This window comes from Nostoc sp. ChiSLP03a, assembly GCF_034531215.2.
In the GTDB taxonomy this organism is placed as follows: Bacteria; Cyanobacteriota; Cyanobacteriia; order Cyanobacteriales; family Nostocaceae; genus Nostoc.
The window spans coordinates 25,395-48,879 of record NZ_JAVRBQ020000164.1 but is presented as its reverse complement, the minus strand read 5'-3'; the positions used below and the strand labels follow the sequence as shown (position 1 = coordinate 48,879).

At 40.9% G+C, this 23,485-nt stretch carries 14 protein-coding genes and 1 pseudogene; 7 read left to right on the top strand and 8 right to left on the bottom strand.

What is annotated here, in order from left to right; translation table 11 throughout:
* Nucleotides 1-243: 243 nt before the first annotated feature.
* Complete coding sequence (locus tag RMY32_RS27970; RefSeq protein WP_322674311.1) at nt 244-699, bottom strand: helix-turn-helix domain-containing protein; 456 nt, start codon at nt 697-699, stop codon at nt 244-246.
* 1,082 nt (nt 700-1,781) lie between these two features.
* Between RMY32_RS27970 and RMY32_RS27965 the strand changes: the two genes are divergently transcribed.
* From RMY32_RS27965 to RMY32_RS27945, 5 genes are all read left to right on the top strand, one after another.
* Nucleotides 1,782-3,521 carry a diflavin flavoprotein gene (locus RMY32_RS27965; protein ID WP_322696105.1) on the top strand — a complete coding sequence of 580 codons (1,740 nt, stop codon included), beginning with the start codon at nt 1,782-1,784 and terminating at the stop codon, nt 3,519-3,521.
* Between the two features lie 131 nt (nt 3,522-3,652).
* Nucleotides 3,653-5,365: a diflavin flavoprotein gene (locus RMY32_RS27960; RefSeq protein ID WP_322715095.1), complete on the top strand. Its 1,713-nt coding sequence runs from the start codon at nt 3,653-3,655 to the stop codon at nt 5,363-5,365.
* Between the two features lie 395 nt (nt 5,366-5,760).
* A complete protein-coding gene (locus RMY32_RS27955; RefSeq protein WP_322715094.1) occupies nt 5,761-6,822 on the top strand; it encodes a hypothetical protein in 1,062 nt (353 codons plus the stop codon).
* Nucleotides 6,823-7,089: 267 nt separating this feature from the next.
* Nucleotides 7,090-7,344 (top strand): hypothetical protein, encoded by a 255-nt coding sequence (locus RMY32_RS27950; RefSeq protein ID WP_322715093.1) that lies wholly within the window; start codon nt 7,090-7,092, stop codon nt 7,342-7,344.
* Nucleotides 7,345-7,883: 539 nt separating this feature from the next.
* On the top strand, nt 7,884-8,063 hold the full coding sequence (locus RMY32_RS27945) for a hypothetical protein (protein ID WP_292785777.1): 180 nt from the start codon (nt 7,884-7,886) through the stop codon (nt 8,061-8,063).
* Between the two features lie 20 nt (nt 8,064-8,083).
* Here RMY32_RS27945 and RMY32_RS27940 read toward each other — a convergent pair whose 3' ends face one another.
* The gene (locus RMY32_RS27940) at nt 8,084-9,376 is read right to left on the bottom strand and encodes a dicarboxylate/amino acid:cation symporter (RefSeq protein WP_322715092.1); all 1,293 of its coding nucleotides are present in this window, start codon (nt 9,374-9,376) and stop codon (nt 8,084-8,086) included.
* Between the two features lie 193 nt (nt 9,377-9,569).
* On the opposite strand from RMY32_RS27940, the gene RMY32_RS27935 reads away from it, so the two are divergent.
* Nucleotides 9,570-12,200 carry a DNA polymerase III subunit alpha gene (locus tag RMY32_RS27935; RefSeq protein WP_322715091.1) on the top strand — a complete coding sequence of 877 codons (2,631 nt, stop codon included), beginning with the start codon at nt 9,570-9,572 and terminating at the stop codon, nt 12,198-12,200.
* A 302-nt stretch (nt 12,201-12,502) separates the two neighbouring features.
* On the top strand, nt 12,503-13,345 hold the full coding sequence (locus RMY32_RS27930) for an oxidoreductase (protein ID WP_322715090.1): 843 nt from the start codon (nt 12,503-12,505) through the stop codon (nt 13,343-13,345).
* A gap of 401 nt (nt 13,346-13,746) precedes the next feature.
* On the opposite strand, the gene RMY32_RS27925 is transcribed toward RMY32_RS27930, so the two are convergent.
* From RMY32_RS27925 to RMY32_RS27900, 6 genes and pseudogenes are all read right to left on the bottom strand, one after another.
* Nucleotides 13,747-15,465, bottom strand: a complete 1,719-nt coding sequence (locus RMY32_RS27925; RefSeq protein WP_322715089.1) for an NFACT family protein — start codon at nt 15,463-15,465, stop codon at nt 13,747-13,749.
* A gap of 495 nt (nt 15,466-15,960) precedes the next feature.
* A pseudogene (locus tag RMY32_RS27920) lies at nt 15,961-17,196 on the bottom strand (glycosyltransferase family 4 protein); the annotation flags it as partial.
* Between the two features lie 911 nt (nt 17,197-18,107).
* On the bottom strand, nt 18,108-18,671 hold the full coding sequence (locus tag RMY32_RS27915; RefSeq protein WP_409884170.1) for a Uma2 family endonuclease: 564 nt from the start codon (nt 18,669-18,671) through the stop codon (nt 18,108-18,110).
* Between the two features lie 62 nt (nt 18,672-18,733).
* On the bottom strand, nt 18,734-19,282 hold the full coding sequence (locus RMY32_RS27910) for a hypothetical protein (RefSeq protein WP_322715087.1): 549 nt from the start codon (nt 19,280-19,282) through the stop codon (nt 18,734-18,736).
* Between the two features lie 46 nt (nt 19,283-19,328).
* Complete coding sequence (recQ, locus tag RMY32_RS27905; protein ID WP_322715086.1) at nt 19,329-21,488, bottom strand: DNA helicase RecQ; 2,160 nt, start codon at nt 21,486-21,488, stop codon at nt 19,329-19,331.
* A 344-nt stretch (nt 21,489-21,832) separates the two neighbouring features.
* Entirely contained in the window at nt 21,833-23,407 is a 1,575-nt protein-coding gene (locus RMY32_RS27900) for an AAA-like domain-containing protein (RefSeq protein WP_322715085.1), read from the bottom strand.
* Between the last annotated feature and the right edge of the window lie 78 nt (nt 23,408-23,485).

The window sequence follows — 23,485 nt, the reverse complement described above, 5'->3', positions numbered from 1 at the left end:
AAACTGGACTGTTATTCTGCTGCGCTAAGGTGTCTCTACAATTTTCTCGGCAAACTTTAAACAAGAATGTGTATACCTCAACAGCGCCCAAGCCCAAATAACACAAAGAAGCGCAACAAGTATTATCTTTGCAAAAAGCAGGAACTTGTCAAGAATATAATCTTGGTATAATCTTGGTTTTCAACCACAATCTAGCGATCGCTACCCAAACGAAACAAGCGATCCGATTCCAAGATGGTGTAATCAGCTAATCACGCTGTTTCTGGGTTTGTGTGCGCTTCCAAGCCTTCTTCCTCTTTTTTTCAGTACCCGTCGTAGTCGATCTGCACTCAAGTTTACTTGACGCTCAGATGCTAGTTTTTTTGCTAATTGTTTAGAGTTATAAGTCTCTGATTCTTGAGCTAAACAATTTTCGAGATAAACCAAATCTGATTCTGAATATCGTGGTTTTCCTCCTCGGCCAGGAGCATCCCATAAACCCGCTAAACCCATTTTTTCCCAGCGATGAAGGGTTTGACGCACTGTTGAAATCGCCCAATTCAAGCCTTTTGCAATTTGCTCATTTTTTAAGCCGCGAGTATTCAGCAGTAAAACTTGAGCGCGATCCTTAGTACGTTGAGGAACATCTTTGGCTTTTCTCAATTCTTCTAAAGTCAGCTTTTCTTCTTCTGTGAGAAATACTTTTAATCGGCATCCCATAAACAATAACCTTTTACAAAATCAATTTTTGTCATTTTTGTATCTATTTACGCCTGTATACCGAATTACTTAGGTATTTCATAATACATTTTCAATATTTTAACTACAAGTATTAGTGATGTCGGCGTCTATAAGGCTACTACGCGATCGGTATTGGCTTGGAAAAACTATCAAAATTTGCATTTTTTCATCAACAATGGATTTTGATAAGAAGTTCGGCACATCGAGATTACACATTAACCTATATAGGTAAACTTATCTGATAGCCTAAAGCTGTAGCTTATAGCTATAACAAGAAAAACTTGTTGGCGCGATCTTGATTAATGTTTAAAGTCGATAATAAAGGACTGTATCATTAAATTCCTGAGATTCTTCTTATGCTTACGGAGGTTTATCGAAACTTTAAAAATTATTTTTATGCTAGTTTCCTTTTAGATGAGCAAAAAAATATATACAAGCCTACTTTCTTTTTATTCAACTAGTCTCTGGAAATTTGCCTTGATTATCTTCAAAAAAATATCTTTTTTATCGACTTTACATAAAGTTTATATTCTCTGCACCATATTTTTGATCAAGGCAACATATTGAATACCCATTGAATAAACTAATGTTAACAGCCGATTCGACCCTTTTTGTCAGCCTAATAAGTTTGTCCTACTTTTCCTACCTTTCCTACTTTTCCTACTTTTTTAATTAAGCGAGTACCTGAAAAACATAAATTTTTCTACTTTATAAACATATCCTTTGACAATATGAAGTATTAAAAGTAATCTCAACTTGGTAGATAGACCAACAATCTAATAATGGTAAAATTATGCTTTCTTAGTTAAAAAATAATTATTATGATATTTTTAAATTAAGATAAAACCAGATAAATAGCAAAAACAAGTACTCAGTGAAACTTAGGGATAAATTAATATTTATTTAGGATATTTGTTGAGTCATATTTTTTGCTAAAAAACAGCAATAATTGATACAAGTTAAATTTTTCAAAAACTGATATTCATTACAACTTCAAATAAAAATAATAGAGAGAATGGGGGCAGAAGAAAAACCTGTTAATTTGCGCTCGGAGACGAATAATGGTATCGATGTCTACGACCGGCAAGGCCCACGCAGAGAACGTTCAACATCGGCTAACTATACAAACTGTAGAAATTGCCCCTAACACAACGGCGATTCGCTCTCTTGACTGGGATCGCGATCGCTTTGATATCGAATTTGGACTGCAAAACGGTACAACCTACAATTCATATCTAATTAGGGGCGAACAAACAGTTTTGATTGATACTTCTCACCAGAAGTTTCGCGATCTGTATTTAGAAACTCTCAAAGGTCTTGTTAACCCCAAAACAATTGATTATATAATTGTTAGTCACACAGAGCCAGACCATAGCGGCTTAGTAGAAGATGTCCTCCAGTTAGCTCCTAGAGCCACTGTTTTAGCCTCAAAAGTTGCACTGCAATTCCTTGAGGGATTAGTACACGATCCTTTTTCCAAGCGGGTTGTGAAAACTGGCGATCGCATCGATATCGGCAAAGGACACGAAATGGAATTCGTGAGTGCGCCTAACCTGCACTGGCCGGATACAATCTTTAGCTTTGACCGCAAAACCCAAATTCTCTACACCTGTGATGCTTTTGGAATGCACTTCTGTGACGATCGCACCTTCGACGAAGATTTAGAAGCGATCGAAGCGGACTTTAGGTTTTATTACGACTGCTTGATGGGCCCTAACGCTCGTTCGCTGCTGAATGCGATGAAGCGGATGGGCGAACTAGGGAAGATTAATATAATCGCCAATGGTCACGGCCCGTTATTATACCACCATTTAGATGTTCTAACCGGGTGCTATGAAAATTGGAGCCAAAGACAAGCTAAAGCAGAAACAACAGTTGGCTTGTTTTTTGTCTCAGAATATGGATATGGCGAACGCCTTGGTCACGCAATTGCCGAAGGTATCCTGAAAACTGGCGTTGGCGTAGAAGTACTGGATTTGAGTACTGCTGGGAGCCAAGAAATTCAAGAACTAGCCGGGAGAGCAGCTGGGATCATTATCGGTATGCCCTCGACTACCGCCGCCGCCGCCCAAGCTAGTATCAGTTCGGTGCTAGCTGTCGCTAAGAACAAGCAATTTCTTGGGCTGTTTGAATGCTACGGTGGGGATGATGAACCCATTGATACACTCCGCAGACAATTTCTTGACTCTGGCATCAAAGAAGCTTTCCCACCCATTCGGATTAAAGAGGCTCCCACCGCCTCAACATTCCAGTTGTGTGAAGAAGCGGGTAAAGACATCGGACAATTGCTAGTGCGCGATCGCAACATCAAGCAAATCAAGTCCCTCGATGTCAACATGGAAAAGGCACTAGGTCGCATTAGCAGCGGACTATATATAGTCACTACAAAAAAAGATAATGTCTCAAGTGCAATGCTGGCATCCTGGGTAACGCAAGCGAGTTTGCAACCATTAGGATTTACAATTGCCGTTGCGAAAGACCGCGCCATTGATTCCTTAATGCAAGTAGGCGATCGCTTCGTCCTCAACGTTTTGGAAGAAGGCAATTATCAAGAACTCAAGAAACATTTCCTCAAGCGCTTGCATCCTGGTGCCGATCGTTTTGCTGGGGTAAAAACTCAAACCGCGAAAAACGGTTCGCCGATTCTGACTGATGCTTTGGCATACATGGAATGTGAAATCCAGACCAGCATGGAATGCAGCGACCACTGGATATTATACTGCACCGTCCAAGAAGGTCGTGTCTCCAAAAACGATGGATTGACAGCCGTTCGCCATCGCAAAGTAGGTAATTACTACTAAATATTGGGCATGGGGCACGGGGCATAGGGCATGGGGTACGGGGTATGGGTTATTTATCCTTGTTCCCAATGCCCAATTCCCAATGCCCAATTCCCAATGCCCAATGCCCTATTCGCTAACTTTTAACAGCTATGACCAATTCCAAGCCACGCGACGTACAAGTTTTACCAATTGCTACCAATACTAAGGCTATCAGAGCGCGTAGTTGGTCACGTCTGCGGTTTGAAATTGAATACGCACTTGAAAGAGGTACTACCTCCAATTGCTATTTAATTGAAGCTGATAAAACCGCACTTATCGATCCACCGCCAGAAAGCTTTACCGAAATTTATTTAGAGGCATTGCGGCAGACTTTAGATTTGCAAAGTTTGGATTATATAATCTTGGGTCATTTTAGTCCCAATCGAGTTGCAACCCTCAAAGCAATTTTAGAACTAGCACCACAGGTAACTTTTGTCTGTTCTCTTCCTGGTGCGAACAATTTGCGTGCTGCTTTTTTAGAGCAAGATTTAAATGTCTTGGTGATGCGGGGGAAAGAAACTTTGGATTTGGGTAAGGGTCATGTTTTGAAATTCTTACCCACTCCGAGTCCGCGTTGGCCGGAAGGACTTTGTACCTACGACCAGCAAACCCAAATTCTCTACACAGATAAGTTATTTGCAACTCATCTTTGTGGTGATGATGTGTTTGATGATAACTGGGAAGCGCTCAAAGAAGACCAGCGTTACTACTTTAACTGCCTGATGGCTCCCCAAACTCCTCATGTGCAGGCAGCTTTGGAGAAAATATCAGATTTGCAGGTGAGAATGTATGCTGTAGGTCACGGGCCCTTGGTACGCACCGGCTTAATTGAACTTACCAAAGCTTATGCAGAGTGGAGCCGTTCTCACAACGATCGCGAAATTTCCGTTGCCTTACTTTACGCTTCAGCTTACGGGAATACGGCGACTTTAGCACAAGCGATCGCTCTGGGATTAACTAAAGGTGGAGTCGCAGTTAAATCGATTAACTGCGAATTTGCTACCCCTGATGAAATTCGCATCAACCTCGCACAGTCAGAGGGTTTTATCATCGGTTCGCCTACTATTGGTGGTCATGCGCCAACTCCGATTCATACTGCTTTAGGGATTGTGTTATCGAGTGGTGACAACAGTAAACTCGCTGGAGTTTTTGGTTCCTACGGCTGGAGCGGCGAAGCCTTTGACTTAATCGAAGGTAAACTCCGGGATGCTGGATATCGCTTTGGCTTTGACACTTTGAAGGTGAAGTTTAAACCTGATGATGTTACCCTCAAGTTCTGTGAAGAATTAGGTACAGACTTTGCCCAAGTACTGAAAAAGGCTAAAAAGGTACGCGTACCCCAACAAGCCGCGACTCCAGTGGAACAGGCTGTTGGTCGGATTGTTGGTTCCGTTTGTGTGGTGACAGCAAAACTTGGAGAAGTGTCTACCGCCATGTTAGGCGCTTGGGTTTCTCAAGCCACCTTCAACCCACCCGGAATTACAGTGGCGATCGCCAAAGAGCGAGCGATCGAATCTTTGATGTATCCAGGCGGTAAGTTTGCCTTAAATATTTTACCTGAAGGCAATCATCAAGATTACATGAAACATTTCCGTAAATCTTTCGCGCCTGGGGAAGATCGATTTGCCAACTTTAGCACAGCAGTTGCAGATAACGGTTGTACCGTCCTCACTGATGCATCAGCATATTTGGAATGTTCGGTCAACCAACGTCTAGAATGTGGCGATCATTGGGTTGTGTATGCAACTGTAGATGAAGGAAAATTACTCAAGCCTGATGCTGTAACTGCCATTAACCATCGCAAAACCGGCACTCATTATTAACTTTTATTGGTACTCTCTAACTTAGGAGATTACCCTGCAATGCGACTCTAGCAGCATTTTTGCTACTTACTCAGTGTGCTAGGGATACAATCAACCACGCTAGATGTCTGCACATCTGATAAATCCACCTACACATGAGAGTGATAGGTGGATTAATTTTTTTTGCTGAGAAGAATGCGTTTAGAAAAAACAGCAATGGTTAAACAGACGTATCTACATAATAAATTCATCTTTTCTTTAGCATAAATTTACACGTAGAGAATTTAGCATATACAAAATATGATTAAGTAAAGGTTATGAAGCTATTAAAATCCGATCTCATGAATTATTGTAATGTTTCATGACTAAGCTTAAAAATTTATTACATTCAGCCAGTGAAAATAAGGAGATCCTAATTGATTAGGAAAATAGACGCGCAAAATTTTCAGCTTAAGCCGCTTGGGACGTACTTGGTTGAAGCTGAACTAATTACTCCAGATCAATTAGACACAGCACTCAAGACACAAAAGTTAAGTGGTGAACAGTTGGGAGAAATTCTGGCAATGCATGGTTTTGTTAAGCAGCAAACCATTGAATACTTCATGTTAAACGTTGTATTGCCAGAGCGACGCAAAATTTTAAAAAACCAATCTTATTCAGACAATGGTAAGAGCGATCGCATATCTGTAATTGAGTCAACGAGTTCGATAAAACCAGAAGATGCGATCTTGCTGTTGCAATCATCGCATCAATTCAAAGTGTATCTTTCTGCCAACAAAACCCTCAAATTCCTGCTTGGCGTGATTTTATGTTTGGCTCTTGTCAGTCTTTTTGCTAATTACAATGTCTACTATCTACCTGACTTCCCTGGGAGAGATATCTTTAGAATTATATTCGACCTCAACAGCGAGGATAGTATTCCTACAATTTACTCTGGAGGAGCTTTACTATTTTGTTCTATTCTGCTAGAAATCATTTTCCAAGCTCAGAAGTCAACTAAGAATAAAGACTTCTGGGCATGGAGAGGATTATCAATAGTCTTTGCTGGTTTGTTCTTAGACGAATTGATCAGTCTTCATGAAAGACTAACTACACCATTGCGAAGTACATTCAGTACCAGTGGTTTTTTGTACTACGCTTGGGTGATTGTGGGTGCTATCTTCGTACTCGGATTCTTGCTAGTGTTTGGGCGATTTGTGTTTACTCTTCCTAGCAAGACACGACGCTTATTTTTCATTGCTGGAACAATCTACGTGGCAGGTGCAATTGTTAGTGAATTGATAGGCGGATACTATGAATATTACTACACCCCCAATAACATGGTTTATGTCTTCATAACGACTATAGAAGAAGTGCTAGAGATGCTGGGCATAGTTATCTTTATTTATACGCTGTTGTCGTACATAAGTTGCAATATTAAAGGTATAGATATAGGAGTCAACATTAGTGGTTATAGGAAGCAAGACAAACGGACTTAGCTCAAACATAGCCAAATAAAATATTTGAAACTTTTGTACTTAAAAAGAGGTAGTTTTTGATTAGCAACTTGAGTTATTAAAAAAAATTTCTTAACGGTAATTTGAGCAACTTGACAGATTTACTTTTCTTCACACAGTTTGATTTTATTGCGCCGACTTACTTAGTGCTAATATTACTATCCAAGTAGGCGATCGCCTACTTGAAGGCAACGGTAACGATGTATTCCACAGCACCCCGGTAATGACAAAGACACCTCTGTGGCGTCAATGGTAACGACCTGTTGTCTGGTGGTCTTGGTAGCGAGCGATATCCTGAAGGCTAGCAATGACCGGGATAAATTTGTCTTTGCCCTTGGAGAAGGTACTGATATTATTACCGACTTCTACAAAGACAACAATTTAATTAGCTTGTCTGGTGGTCTAACCTTCAGGCAACTGAGTTTCTGCTGTCATAACATCATCGTGACTACTACTGATGAAATCTTGGCAACTCTGACTGCTGCTAATTTCACTATCGTTTAGTATCAAAATCGAGGGGCCAGTTATGGATTCCTTAAAGAACCAATAATGACTGTAGAAGCAGCCTTTTAATCGAACTGACTGTAAATCCACAGTTAGTAACATAAATCACCTTAATTTATCTACAATACATACATACATACTGTAGGTAATTTTGGCTTTTGAGCCATATCTAACACGCAACACAGTCAATATGCGACCAAATAAAGGCTGTGTTCAGCACCTGAAACGTTCATTTTGCATAACACATATTATAGGTGATTTGTAGAGTGTGTAAGTACTAATTACAAGTCTTATTGTGTAAGCCCTTACTAACGTATCTGTAATAGAAATTTCGTGAAATGGTATGACTTTTCACGGGATATGGATTCAGAAAAATGGTGCGTGCAACTTCAGTATTAAAGCGTAAACAACATAAATTCACTTGGTGAAATTCCGCAATTGCCACAAAGACAATAGCAAAAACGCAAGGTAGCCTTTAACTAGAAAAAGAGTATTAGGTAATTCCTAGACACAACTTTTATATTATTTTTCTTCTTCTTATGACTCCAAAACACACCAAAATTAAATTTCCTCTTTGGCAGTATCTGAACCAGCCCTTATTTAGTCGCGATACTAAATTAGTATTGAATCCCCAACGCTTTGTATTAATCTGGCGTCTGCAACTTTTAGAACGTTGCTGGACTAAAGAATGTGACGCCAAAGGACCTCAACAGCATTAGATATTTGAAAAGCTGGCAAACTAAGCCTCGTCTACAGAACGTGGCTTTTTGCCGTCAAGTAAAGTACTAACAGTCATATCTCCCATAACATTAATTGCGGTGCGGCAGCGATCCAAAAACCAGTCTACAGTAACTAGCAAAGCAATGTACTGGGTAGGTAAGCCGACAGAAGTGAACACTAGTGTCATCGTTACCAGCCCTGCATTAGGAATGTTTGCTGCACCCACAGATGCAAAAATCGAGGTAAGGATGACAATTAACTGCTGTCCTAGACTCAGATGTTGTCCAATCAGTTGGGAAATATACAACGCAGACATTGCTTCATAGAGGGCAGTACCATCATTATTGAAATTTGCCCCGACTAATGCCCCCAAGGCAGCAGAAGATTCCCTTAAACCGACTTTTGTTTGCAAAACCTCAAAGGTTACGGGCATTGCCGCCGCCGAGGAAGAAGTTGAGAAAGCTGTCAAAAAGGCATCAGAACCACCAGCGAGGAATTTTAGTGGGTGTACCCAAGAACCAAATTTTACTCTGGTGAGGTAGTAGCACGCTTGCAATACCAGTGCTAACAATACGGCGACGATAAATGCACCCAAAGATTTAAACGGTGTAAATCCCTGCATTGCAACAGTTTTAGCTACAATTCCAAAGACTGCGAACGGCACTAAGGCAATTACCCAATTGAGGATGCGGACTACCGCTTCAAATAAAATTCCAATGACATCCTCTATCGGCTGGAATCCATTCTTGCCTTGGGCGATTTGTTCAGATTTTAATGCCCGCAGAACGATGCCAAAACTCAGGGCAATCACAATCAACTGGATGACATTATTATCAACCAATGGCTTGAGAACAGCTTCCGGTACAGCATCTTTGAGTATTCCCCAAGGATCGAGACTTTGAGCAGTTATTGCCGTACTTGTTGAGGTGTTTACATTGCCCCAAGTCCCCGGACGCAGTACATTAGCTACCAAAAGTCCCACCAAAATAGCTACGGTAGTGTTAGTTAAAAGTAACACTGCTAACCGCCGTCCGGCTGTACCAGGGATATTGGTAGTCATCAAAGTATGCAGCACTGCTACCAAAATTAGGGGTGTAGCCAAGGCGCGGAGAGCCTTTAGCACCAATTCAGCCGGAATTGCTAAATTATTGATTAAAGCGGCGTTACTGGGATTGGGATTCCCTGCACCAAGGGCAATTCCGACGCTGACTGCCGCTATTAAGGCGATGAGAATTTGCAACGTGAGAGGGATACGCTGCCACCAAGGGCTAGCTTTGGTTTCAGGCGAAGTAGTTCTCTCTGTTTGACTCATTGGCTAGATACTGGTTAACTGCTGTAACTATTAAAACAACACTAATAATAGTGATAATTCCCGAAAAAGAACAGCTTTAATTTTGGTTAAAAACTGTTAATCTAAGATTCCGTTGCTTTGCAAAATCTGGCTCGAAAGGGTATACCACAAGGTAGGCCCCTAGAGGTGTCTTGGCTTGTGGTTGGAGGTGCTTATGTCCTTTGTTCCTTTACATATTCACAGTGACTATAGTTTGCTTGATGGGGCAAGTCAGCTACCAGAGTTGGTGGATCGAGCGATCGCACTGGGAATGAAAGCGATCGCCCTTACCGATCATGGTGTCATGTATGGAGCCGTCGAACTGATCAAAATCTGCCGTAGTCAAAATATTAAGCCGATTATCGGCAATGAAATGTATGTAATTAACGGCGATATCGAGAAACAAGAACGCCGTCCCAAATATCATCAAGTTGTTTTAGCTAAAAATACCAAAGGTTACAAAAATTTAGTCAAATTAACTACAATTTCTCACCTTAAAGGTGTTCAAGGTAAAGGAATTTTTTCTCGTCCTTGTATTAATAAAGATTTATTAAAAGAATATCATGAAGGCTTGATTGTCACCAGCGCTTGCTTGGGTGGAGAAATTCCCCAAGCGATTCTCAGTAATCGACCAGATGCAGCCCGGAAAGTTGCTCAGTGGTATAAAGAGGTATTTGGTGATGATTATTATTTAGAAATTCAAGACCACGGCTCCCAAGAAGACCGAATTGTGAATGTAGAAATAGTGAAAATTGCTAGGGAACTAGGGATTAAAATTGTTGCTACTAATGATTCACATTTTATCTCTTGTTTTGACGTTGAAGCCCACGACGCTTTGCTATGCATTCAAACTGGCAAGCTAATTGCTGAAGATAAGCGGATGCGTTATAGCGGCACAGAATATCTCAAGTCTGGTGAGGAGATGCAGCAGCTATTTCGCGATCATTTGCCGGATGATGTAATTGCGGAAGCGATCGCTACTACTGGAGAAGTGGCCGATAAAGTTGAGCCTTACCATATTATGGGTGAGCCTCAAATTCCTACACCTCCCATTCCCTCTGGTCATACTGCTGACACTTACGCCGAAGATGTTGCATGGAGTGGACTTTTAGAACGCTTAAATCGCAAATCTCGCCAAGAAGTCGATTCCGTCTATAAAGAAAGATTGGAATACGAACTAAAAATGATTCAGCAAATGGGTTTTTCCAAATACTTTTTAGTTGTCTGGGACTACATCAAATTTGCTAGAGATAATAATATTCCCGTGGGGCCAGGTCGCGGTTCGGCAGCTGGTTCATTAGTTGCTTATGCAATGCGAATTACTAATATCGATCCCGTACATCATGGGTTACTATTCGAGCGTTTCTTGAACCCAGAACGGAAATCAATGCCTGATATTGATACAGATTTCTGTATTGAACAACGAGATAAAGTGATTGACTATGTAACTGAGAAATATGGTGCAGATAGAGTTGCCCAAATTATTACTTTTAACCGCCTAACTTCTAAAGCAGTTTTGAAAGATGTCGCCAGAGTGTTGAATATTCCCTATGGGGAAGCTGACAAAATGGCGAAAATGATTCCTGTGGTGCGGGGAAAACCAACAAAACTCAAAGTGATGGTTTCCGATAAAACCCCAGAACCAGAGTTTAAAGAGAAATATGATAGAGAACCCCATGTTCGCCATTGGCTTGATATGGCGATGCGAATTGAAGGAACTAATAAAACCTTTGGTGTTCATGCAGCAGGCGTGGTAATTTCAGACGAACCACTTGATGAAATTGTGCCGCTACAGAAGAATAATGACGGTTCTGTGATTACCCAATATTTCATGGAAGACCTGGAATCAATGGGTTTGTTGAAAATGGATTTTCTGGGTTTACGGAACTTGACGCTGATTCAAAAAACTGTAGATTTGATTCAAGAAACGAGAGGATATCGGGTCGATCCCGATGAAATTCCCCGCGATGAAAGAAAAGCCCAAAGGATATTAGCTAAAGGTGAACATAGCACTCTACCAAAAGATGTCCAAAAAACTTATGAATTATTAGAAGCAGGTGAGCTAGAAGGGATATTTCAATTAGAATCTTCTGGTATGCGTCAGATAGTGCGAGATTTGAAGCCTTCTAATATAGAAGATATTTCTTCTATTTTGGCACTTTATCGACCAGGGCCATTAGATGCAGGGCTGATTCCTAAGTTTATTAACCGCAAACATGGTCGAGAAAATATTGATTATCAACACACTGTTTTAGAACCAATTTTAGACGAAACGTATGGAATTATGGTCTATCAAGAGCAAATAATGAAAATTGCTCAAGATATGGCCGGATATTCTTTAGGACAAGCTGACTTGCTGCGTCGGGCGATGGGTAAAAAGAAAGTTTCTGAGATGCAAAAGCAGCGAGAAAAATTCGTGGATGGCGCAGCAAAAAACGGCGTTCAGAAAAAAGTTGCGGATGAATTATTTGAGCAAATGTTGAAGTTTGCTGAATATTGTTTAAGCTATGACACGGAAATATTGACAGTAGAATATGGATTGTTGCCGATTGAGGAAATTGTAGAAAAACGCATTGAATGTACTGTGTACAGCGTTGATAATAATGGAAATATTTACACGCAACCTGTAGCACAGTGGCACGATCGCGGACAACAAGAGGTGTTTGAGTACTGCTTGGAAGATGGTTCAATAATTCGGGCAACAAAAGACCATAAATTTATGACTGTTGATGGTCAAATGTTGCCAATTGATGAAATATTTGAACGCGACTTGGATTTGATGCGGGTAGAGGGGATTGGGGGCTAGGGACTGGGGACTGGGGAGCAGGGGAGAATAATTAATGCCCTGTTTGGCCAATGCTCTTTAGGAGTGCTGACCAACTCTTGGTATTGAGCTTCAGCGATCTGCCTAATTAGAGGGGAAAACAATGGCAACATACCCTATTCTTAAATTTCTATATCAAAGAGCCATAACATGACTGTACAAAGGTTCACTCCGTTGATGCTGCCGTTGCTGTTGTGCAGAAAGCGATCGCAACTCAAAAAGACGGACAATCGCCGTTTCCAATCCTTCATTTACCTCACTCTACATTCACTCTTGAACAAATCATGACAAATTCTGATGCTAAAGTTTGGTTGATTACAGGTAGCTCTAGTGGCTTTGGTCGATCGCTAGTTGAGGCTGTTCTCAAAGGAGGCGATCGCGTCGTCGCCACGGCTCGAAAACCCGAACAACTGGATGATCTCGCTCAACAATACCCACAGACAATTCATCCGGTTCGTCTAGATGTGACGAATCTACAAGACGTTCAAGCTGCGGTCGAGTCGGCATTGGATCAGTACGATCGCATTGATGTCCTAGTTAACAATGCAGGTTATCCTGCAATGGGCGCAATTGAAGAATTGAGCGACGACGACATTAGACGGCAATTTGAAACGAATTTCTTTGGTGCATTGAGCATGATTCGTGCCGTGCTACCGACCATGCGGGAGCAACGCAGTGGTCACATTCTCAATATTTCCTCTTTTGCTGGTGTGGCTTCTTTGAGTGGACTTGGGATCTATAGTGCAACCAAGTTTGCGCTCGAAGGAGCTTCGGAAGCGTTGGCACAGGAAGTCAAGCCCTTAGGCATCAAAGTGACGCTGATCGAACCGGGAGCATTTCGGACGAATGGTGCTGGTTCATCAATGGTTACGCCAAAGCATCCGATCACAGACTATGCTGAGACCAGCGGCAAGATGATCGATGTCATGCGGTCATCGCATGGCAACCAACCCGGCGATCCAGCAAAAGCTGCTGCCGCGATGATTCAAGTGGTTGAAAGCGACGATCCACCCATGCGATTAGCGCTCGGCGAAGATTCAGCCAATGGGATTGTGCAAAAGCTCGACGCGATGAAAGCTGAACTCGAAGCTTGGAAACCCCTTTCGATTAGCACTGCATTTGAATGAAACAGTAGCCGCAACTTAAGGCTTGAGAGAATTGCTGTGTGAAGCTGCTCATAGACTGATCATCGCGTTGCACCCAATTTTGTTACTGATATCACACCTGAGAAACACCCAAATGGTTAATATCATGTCCGGTTAAAGACTTATCATTAAGACCGCAGGGGGGCAGGGGGAAAGAGGTTTTCCTGATTTTTGCATAAATGCACCGAATTATAACTAATTAAGCGGACATGATATAAGAGGAAAGCTCGATCATGCTTCGTATGATTGAACCAAGACACACTTTACGACTCCCAGTCAAGGTCTCAAGTCGCTTCTGTGTTTCTGCTCTCGCTGAGAAATCTCTATCCTCTCCCCAGTTGATCCTCCTGTCAAAATTTGAATTTGGAATTGCTGACCAATAACTAGACTATTTGCGGTTTTCCCCAAAGTATGCTCTCTTGCTTGTAAATGGCAATTCCCGGTTTTGCTCCTTTAGGTTTGTACACGTGTTTTAGCTGAGTGTAAACTACTGGCACTTGCTCGCTCTGACGGGCGCGACTGTAATAAGCGGCAAGATTAGCTACAAATTGCAAATCAGCTTCTTCTGCAACAGCACCCGGTTCTAGACGTAGTAATACATGGCTTCCTGGAATTTCTTGAGCGTGGAACCATAAGTCATAATCCCCTGCTACACGAAAGGTCAATTGGTCATTTTGGCGATTGTTACGACCGATTAATACTTCAAAGCCATTGGGAGTAAGATAACGATGAAAGTTGGTGCTAGGGAGTTCATTGGCACTGCGGCTGCGGTATTCTGGATCTTCTAGATACTTTTGCCCAATCAACTCTTCGCGGATTTCTTCTAAAGCTCGCAAATCCTCTGCTGTTTGATAGTTATCTATTTGACCGATCGCAGCTTCTACTTGCTCTAAATACTCAATTTCTGTCTGTACTTCTAATAGTAGCGGTTCCACAGCAGCACGAGCGCGTTTGAGCTTTTGGTGCTGTTTGTAAAGACTTTGAGCATTTTGGACAGCATTTTTATCTGGTTGGAGAGCGATCGCTACTGGCAAATTTGTCTCAAAATCAGCAATGATAATTTCTTTCATCCCTGGTTCCCAGTTTTGCAGATGAGCCATCAATAAATCAGCTTTTTGTCGATACTCATCGGCTCGATCTGATTGCTGCAAGCGCGTCTCAAAGGTTTGAGCTTTATTGTGTAATTTCGCCAGAATATTATTCAACTTCTGACTCAACTGATGGCGTAATTGGGAAAATAACTGTTGGTTAATCTGGTTACTGTAATAGCGGTTGAGCAACTCCTGGATATTTTTGACCTTTTCAACTGCACCCCAACCCATTACGGTATAACCATCTTTTGTCCAAGCGGGTTGAAATTCTTTGGAATCTAGAGCTTGCAGCCATTCTTGCCAACGCTCAAATAGCCGTTGCCAGTCGTCGGGGTTGAGAGTATTGGTAGATGTTTCTGATGCGATATTTGCTTCTAGCAGCATTAACTCCACTAGTGCAGCACTCAAGCCACTATAACTTTTGAGCAATTGCCGCTTGATTGCTCCTGGTACTAAACTTACCCGTTCTTGCCAACGTTCTTGAGATTCACTCAAGTAGGGGACACTTCCAGTTAGTTTCGGTGGTGTTTCATAAAATTGTCCGGTTTGGATGGGACGGACGCTAGATTGTTGCTGACTGACTTGATGAGCGGCAGTGATAATTATATTGTTAGCGTCGGTGAGAATGACGTTGCTATACTTGCCCATGATTTCTGCATAGACATGATATAGAGCGCTTTCTCCAGGACGACGGGCAAATTGTAAATCAATCACACGTTCCCAAGGGGCGATCGCTTGAATCGCCACCAGTGCCAAACCACCCAATTGGTGTATTAATTGTTGGCTAAAGGTAAAAGTATCTGGCGATCGCGGTGGCGGATCGCCAATACAAATATGTGCAGCTTGGGGATGCCAAGAAATCTGTAGCCAATCTCGCTGTTCTAGGGTGCGTAATGCCATAGCGATCGTGTAGCGATCGCGCTGGTAAACTTGTTCTAAGCGTGATGGCAGCCAGTTAGCGCGGATTTCGCTACAAGCAGCTGTGAGAGTGGTAAAGTCAACTGGTTGCAAAGCGATTAGTTGTTAACATTCAAATGGTAGCGATCGCTATGCTTTTATTTTTGTTTAGTTAAAGCATAACAGACCTCACCTATCATAGCGGTTACTTGCTTTGGTGATAGCTGCGAATCAAAAAACGCAGAAATTATCATCAGATAAGCTTCTGCGTTTAAGTGATAAGTTCGTTTTTTATACAGTTTGTTTTTGGTGTTGAGTTTTCCAAGCTCAGGCGATGCCTACGGCGGGCAACTCTTGGAAAGGCTACGCCCGAAGCGTAGCTATGCCGCAGGCTTTACGCCTACGCTACCAAATTTAAACCCAAAATATTATTCGAGTTACTCACTCACCATTATCTGTTAAACAAAAGCGTTATTTAGCAGCTAAAACTGGTTCTTTTGCTGCTGATTGCACTAGTTCGGTGGTTGAGTGTACTAGTTCTTTTGCTGCTGATTGCACTAATTCGGCGGTTGAGTGTACTAGTTCTTTCGCTGTTGACGCTACTGTTTGTGGCTGCATCAGTTCGGTGTAAAGTTCACTCAGTTGATGTGCAACACCATCCCAGCTAAACTTAGTTTCGACGCGCTTTCTACCAGCTTTACCCAATTCATCTCGCCATTCTGGATTTAAGAGAATTCGGTCAATCGCAGAGGCAAAAGCATCTACATCTTGTGGTGGAGCCAATAAACCAGTTTTTTCATTAACTACAGTAAACTGAAGTCCGCCGACATCGCTTGCTATCACTGGTGTACCACTTGCCATCGCTTCGATCGCCACTAGTCCAAAGGGTTCGTAGTGACTAGGAACAACGCAAACATCGGCAGCAGCGTAATAAGTTGGTAAAACATCTTGACTCAGACGACCTGCAAAGGCGGTAAAGTCGCTCATTCCCAATTCGTTGACGATTTGCCCAATGCGATCGCGCTCAATTCCGTCGCTGTTACCTGGAGTGCTACCACCACCAATAATTAGCTGGATATTTTTGGAGTCGCGTAGTTGAGACTCGTTTACCGCCCGTACCAAAGTTTCTATACCTTTGCGTTGGTCAAAGCGCCCCACGTATAGTACAACTTTGGTTTCTTTATCAATCCCCAATTCAGCCCTGGCTGCTTCTCGTGCAATGGAGCCAAAGCGCTGAATATCTGTACCACAGGGAATGATATCGATATTGCCTTTTGTGGAAACTAGCGATCGCATGTGTTCTTCTTCTTGCGGACTGGTTGCTACAATTCGCTCTGCTTTTTCCAAGACTTGTTTTTCCACTGCTAATCGCTGACTAGCAATCAAAGGAATATTTTCTATAGTGTTGTACTTGACTGCTCCTAATGAGTGGTAGGTGTGAACCTGTTTACTCTTTTGGATTTTATTTAACTGCATCCCCACCCAACTAGAGAGCCAGTAGTTAGTATGAACCAATTCGTATGTAAAATCGTTTTTTATTTGAAATTTGAGGAAATTATCCACAAATTCTGGCAGATATTCAAAAATTTCATCTCGCGGCACAAACTCAAGGGGGCCAGCTTTTAAACGGATAGTTCGACAATTGTTGCTATGTTCAACTATCGAGTCTTGCTCCAGACTCACTTTGCGGGTAAACATATCAACTTGCCATCCCAGCTGCGCTAGTGCTTCACCCACATTACGCACATAAACATTTTGTCCCCCAGCTTCTTCTTTCCCTATCTCAATCGCTGGGTCTCCGTGGACGGAAATCAAGGCGATACGTTTTTCGGTGGTAGAGTTCATAGTTTGTGTGTTGCTGATTTTAACAAAGTTTTAGATTGTTCCAAGCACGTGTATAGCACAATTACCTGAATTGTTTAGGAACTTTGATTATTATTGATTTTAATTTACTATAGTCTAATTTTTTTAACATCCTCTGTCAGATAGGTTAAAAACAAACATTTAGTTTCTTTAGATATAGGAAATTGTTATATCCGTATCTCATCCTTTTGATAGATAAAGATGAGATTTTTTCATTCATGTATAGCTCTAATTTCATAGATATGGCAATTTGAATTAGCTCTCTACCTAGAGACTCAGTTCTCTGACTTGGGCGAGGATATATCTGGTGAATAGGGGGTTTGACCCCCTAACACATCTCAGAGTAGGAAGTCAGAATTCTGAATTCTGAATTCAGAATCAACACGCGACGCTATCTGCTTTTTCGTTCAAAATACCCTTCTTGTATTCTGGTGACTGACGCCTTTATTCTGTTTTGATAAAAATATATATATTTAACTTATATTCTCTAAAAGAAATCTAAATTTTGTTATTACGCAATTATACTGATTTTGCTTCAAACTAATAAATATAGTCACCACCAATTTTCAAACGGAGAAGATTAATATATGAGTTTGATAGATGGTATATTTCTAACGATATTAAATACTGTTGCCTGTCTAGCACTGCCTAAGCTGGTATCTGTAATTCTGACTGTCAAAAACCAAAACACTGAGTCTTCAAAGTCTGCTATGACATCACAAGATTCTAACTCTGAAATTCCCAGTTTTTCTTAATATAAACTAATGAGCTATAGATATCGCCTTGATGAGGAGAAAACTTAGTTATTGGTGCAAGGCGATATCTGAACAATAAATTATACAGATTGTGTTTTAGGAAAAGAATGAAAGCTGTTTTTACCTTCAACCTAAAATTTATACAGGAAAAAACTGGTCTACAGTACAGCTAAAACCAGGCAATAGCGGAGAAATTATATTATCATTACTAAATAAGGTTGCTACCAAATTAAGTTGACTTTGTTCGCGCCGATAGACCTCTAGTTTACGCGATCGCCAATCAGCAATCCAATATTCTTTTACTCCTCTGGAAGAATAAAGTTTAAGTTTTGCTTCCTTATCCCGTCTTTCATCTGACTTACTCTCAGACAAGACTTCGACTACTAAATCTGGTGCGCCAGTAAAATGTCCCGCTTCATCCAATGTTAGCGCCAAGGTTTCTTTAGTAGCCCAAACTACATCAGGAATCACATTATCGGATTCTGAAAACAAAACACCGGGATTGATTACAGCTTCTCCTAAACCAGTAGAATCTGACCAAATGTTAAGCTGTTGAAAAATTCTGCCGCAAGTTTGCTGATGTTTAAAGTGAGGTGCCCTGGTCATAAATAATTCTCCATCAACTATCTCGTAGCGCGTCCCTTCATTTTCTGCAAATAGTTCCACATCGTGAATTGTCCAGCGTACTCCTGTATTCAGCATCTCACTCATTGACTAACTCCTTTAATCTTTTAATCAATAAGACTTAAGTTTAGCTTCATTATCTAGTTTTTCAAAAAACAAATATATAAGCAAATAGTAAGACTTAAACAAAATGCACTAAATAAAATGCAAAACCAGCCACCTAATATAAGTGCGTTAGAATTGTCTTGAATGAGCGTCAGAAATTTCTGTTGAGAATCGTTTAGAAAAGCATTAATTTTGTCAGCAAGTTTTTGTGCTTCTGGTTGCCAGTATGAGGGTCGATAAATGCGATAGTCTTCCCCATGTTTAATAACAGGGTTGACATAATATCGGTTCTCTCCACCATCATGAATTGCCTTAACTTCTACGCCCATCCATAAATCTAATTCAGAATAGATTTTTACAGAGGACTCCCACCAATCTCGATTAGCCAACTGACAATTGATGTGCTTTGGTGTTCGCTCACAAGATAAAGTTGTAATCATCTTTGGTGCAGATATTAACTTGACTCCAAATGCAATAAACGAAATACAAAAAAGCAAATATATAAAGTTAAAGCAGTGTATTGATTTTGGCAAATTTGCGAGTTTTGATTTCTCTCCCTCGTTCATTTTTTTATTGTCATTCATAATGAAATAATAATTGTTTTGGTTTGTATTACTCGTCCTTAGCAAATTATCTCTTGCGATTTTCACGCCGCCACTTACTCCGTACTAAGCGAATTTCATCAAAAGTGTACCTATCGCCTAGTTGTTCTTTGATGGGAGTGAGAGAAATGTCACCGAGTACTTCTAAAACTTGCCAAATTTTTTGTTGATGTTCTATAGGTACTAATTGATTTAAATCAACTGGCTGATTTTTCTCAATAAGTTTTTCTAGATGATTGCTAACTGTTGCTGGACTAAGGTTGCGCTTTTGGGCAATTTGAGCAATATTTAAACCTTGTTGATGCAATTGTAATGTCTGCAATTCAGTGTAAGAAGCTGAATTGGGAAATGATACAGAAGTAGCAGATTTATTTTGCAAACCCTTTTCTTGGCGGTAAGCGCGAATTTCTGTAAGAAACTTTTCACCGTATTGAGCGAGTTTGTGACTACCTACACCAGAAAGTTTGGCAAATTCAGTTAAGTTTTGGGGTTGCACCTGTACCATCAATTTTAAAGTGGAATCGTGGAAGATGACGTAAGGTGGTACAGATTGCTCATCAGCTAATTCTTTACGTAGCGATCGCAACTTCTGTAATAATATTTCTGCAACTTCTGCTTTTTCACTCTCCGGTTCCCAGGTAATCTTTTGCACCGTGGTTACAGCTAGGGAAACTGGGCGTTGTTTTCGCATTACTTGCCAACTTAAGGCATTTAGTTTTAAAACTGAGTAACCATCGCTAGTTTGTTCTATTAACCCTTGATGTAAAAGCGATCGCCCCAACATTCGCCATTCATCTACAGTTCTATCTTTACCAATACCATAGGTAGAAAGTTTATCGTGTTCGTACTGGATAATTTTGTCTTTTTTTGCCCCTCGCAACACATCAATTATGTGTAGCATTCCAAACCTTTCTTTGCAACGCGCCACACAAGATAAAAACTTCATAGCTTCAATTGTCCAATCTTGCACGGGTTTGGGGTGACGACAATTGTCACAGTTACCGCAATTCCCAGGAAACCTTTCGCCAAAATAACCCAGTTGAATTGTTCGCCGACAATCAGTGCCTTCAGCGTAGTCGATCATCTGCCGCAGTTGTTGTTTCGCAATCAACTGTTCTTGAGGGTCAGCTTTTTGATCGATACTCCATTCAATTGTTTTAACATCACCAAAGCTGAAAAATATTGTACATCGAGATGGTTCTCCGTCTCTACCGGCTCTACCCGATTCTTGATAATAACTTTCTATATTTCTGGGCAGATCGAAATGAACTACCAACCGGACATCGGGTTTATTAATTCCCATTCCAAAGGCGATTGTTGCCACTATCACCCGGACATCATCTCGAATAAATCGCGTTTGATTGCTACTACGTTGTTCATCACTTAATCCGGCGTGATAAGGCAAAGCAATAACTTTATCATTTTGTAGTTTAAAAGTTAATTCATCAACTTTTTTCCGAGTTAAAGAATAAATAATTATCGAACCTTCAGTTTCTCGAATTAGTTCTAATAATTCAGCGTAAGCATATTTAGTTTTAGGACGAACTTCGTAATAAAGATTTTCACGGTTAAAACTGGCAAGATGGATGCTTGGTTGTTTCAGACCTAATTGTTGAATAATATCACTACGGACGCGATCGGTTGCTGTGGCGGTGAGAGCGACTGTAGGCACATCAGGATAGCGTTTCCGCAGAGATTTCAACTGACGATATTCTGGACGAAAATCATGTCCCCATTCCGAAACGCAGTGCGCTTCATCAATAGCAAAGCTAGAAATACCGATTTTTTCTTTAACTAAATCGAGAAACGGGAGAAACCTTTCACTGAGGAGACGTTCTGGGGCGACGTAGAGTAATTTTACTTTACCGCTGAGGATGGCTTCTTCGCGCGATCGCACTTGGTAAGCGTTCAAACTGCTATTGAGAAATGTCGCATTAATATTATTATTTCGCAATGCCTCTACTTGGTCTTGCATCAAAGCAATTAACGGCGACACCACCACCGTTAGTCCCTTTTTCAACAATGCTGGTAGCTGAAAACACAAAGATTTCCCCCCGCCAGTCGGCATCACCACCATTAAATCTCGATTTTGCAGCGCATCTTCGATAATTTGCCGTTGTCCGGGGCGGAATTGGTCATAACCGAAGTGATATTTTAGCGCTTGTTCGAGATGGGGATACTGAAGCATAGCGATCGCTTTTTCGGGGTCGTTCTGCGTGGGTAGTTATTAAAGATATCAGGATTTTAACTCACATCATCGGCAGCTTTGGCCAGACCTGCGTTTCTGTTTGCCATCCCACTAAATCAATCATCATACATAATGCGATGTCTACGATGGGCTACGCCCACGCTTGAATTTCAAGACAGTTGTTATAAGATAGGCGATCGCACTTGTATTGAGCTAATAAACATTGTCATAAGTAAGTCAGCATTACGACGAGTAAATTTTCGGAAAGCTGTTTTAAATTTGCTCGTGATAACTAACCTATACATCGGCTGCACTTGGGTTATTGAGAGTTTTTTTAACGCTCGTTATTCTGAGCTTTCCCTAGCAGCTCTTGACTTTGGACAGTGAGGAAATTGCAGAGTTGTAGTAATATCGGTGCATTTTAACTGTGATTCTAAAACATCAATCTTTCGTAAAAGCGATACTCCCCACACTATAGAAATCACTAATTTGATGGTCATCCCCACGAGCAAAAGTGTTACTATTGTGGCATTTTTCTTTTGTTGAGCCAGCCTTTTTTGTTGTTCTGCAAGTCGTGCTTCTACTTCTTGAGCGCGTTCAGCTTCTAAAGCCTGCTGTACTTCTCGCCGATCTAATTCTTCACTAGCAGCTAAAAATCGATAATCTAAGTTGCTCAAGCTTTTACCATTTGCCCAAGTTTGGCCATCTATCAAGGCTTGTCCGCGTAATAGGCGAGATTTATCTTTTTCCTCTGAGGCTATCCATGCATTGAAGTTTTCGTAGTAGGGACGCAAGTAAGCTAGTTTTTTCCCAACCCATTCTAAATTGAAAACTTCTTGATAAATTCGATTTTTTATTTGGAGAAAACCTTGTTTTTTGATTACCAAACCAGACAGCAACAGTTCTACCTGTTCTCGACTATCATCGGCTGGTACTTTCACTCCTTGAAGGATTTGTTGATAAATTCCTAGCAATCTGGCAGCATATTTTTCGTTTCTGAGGATGCGATCGCGAATAGTTCGCAAATGCTCCGGTTCATCTTGTGATTCCCATTTCTCGATGACGTGCGATCGCACCACATTTTCTATCCAAAATTCTTCTGTGCCAGGGGGAATTTTCAGCTTTCTACCCAGATCGTCTTGAGATAAACTCACAAGTAGCCGACACAGCTTTTGAGTAAGAAATGGTTGTCCTTGTGTCCAAGCTAATACTTCTTTCAAAACTTTCTGAGGGTGATTGTCTTTAATATCTAATCCCAAAGATAGTGGTTGAGCTTCTTCAAAGGTAAAACCATTGACTTGTATAGTTTTACCAAGATTAAACGGGGTAGTATTATTTCCATATATAACTAAGTCTGAAGGTGTCGCGACCCCAAAAATTGCAAATGTTATTCGATGATACTCTGGATTAATTGCTCGTTGGTTATAACAGAATCGAATCATGTTAAAAAAGTCATCAACAGAGAAATTGAGATTGAGTATACTATCAATTTCGTCAATAAAAATAAATAGCCTTTCGTTGGGAAACTGAGCTAATAAAACTTCCGAAATAAACCGACTGATTTTCTGAACCAAACAAAGATCGTTTTGTTGTTGCCACCAAGTTTTTAAATTAACTTTTCCTAACAGTTTAAAATTTAACCATAAGTCACCAACAACTCCTTTGTACCACTGCTCTGGAGTTATATTTTCACAACCAATATTAGTCATATCAATGGTGGCACATTTAAAGCCCTCTTTTTGCAAGCGGTGCTTTGTTTTTACCATAAGTGAAGATTTACCCATTTGTCTACAGCTTAGGATGTGGCAAAATTCACCTTGTTTCAAAGCTTCGTAAAGTTCCACATCTGCTCTGCGCTCGACATAGCTAGGAGCATCATTAGTGAGAGTACCACCAACTTGATATCGATAGTTTTTCATTTATTTAATTTATTTTTAATTTTAAGTTTCTTCTATATCTCAATCAACATATTTGGATTGTAACAGTTAAGAAAATTC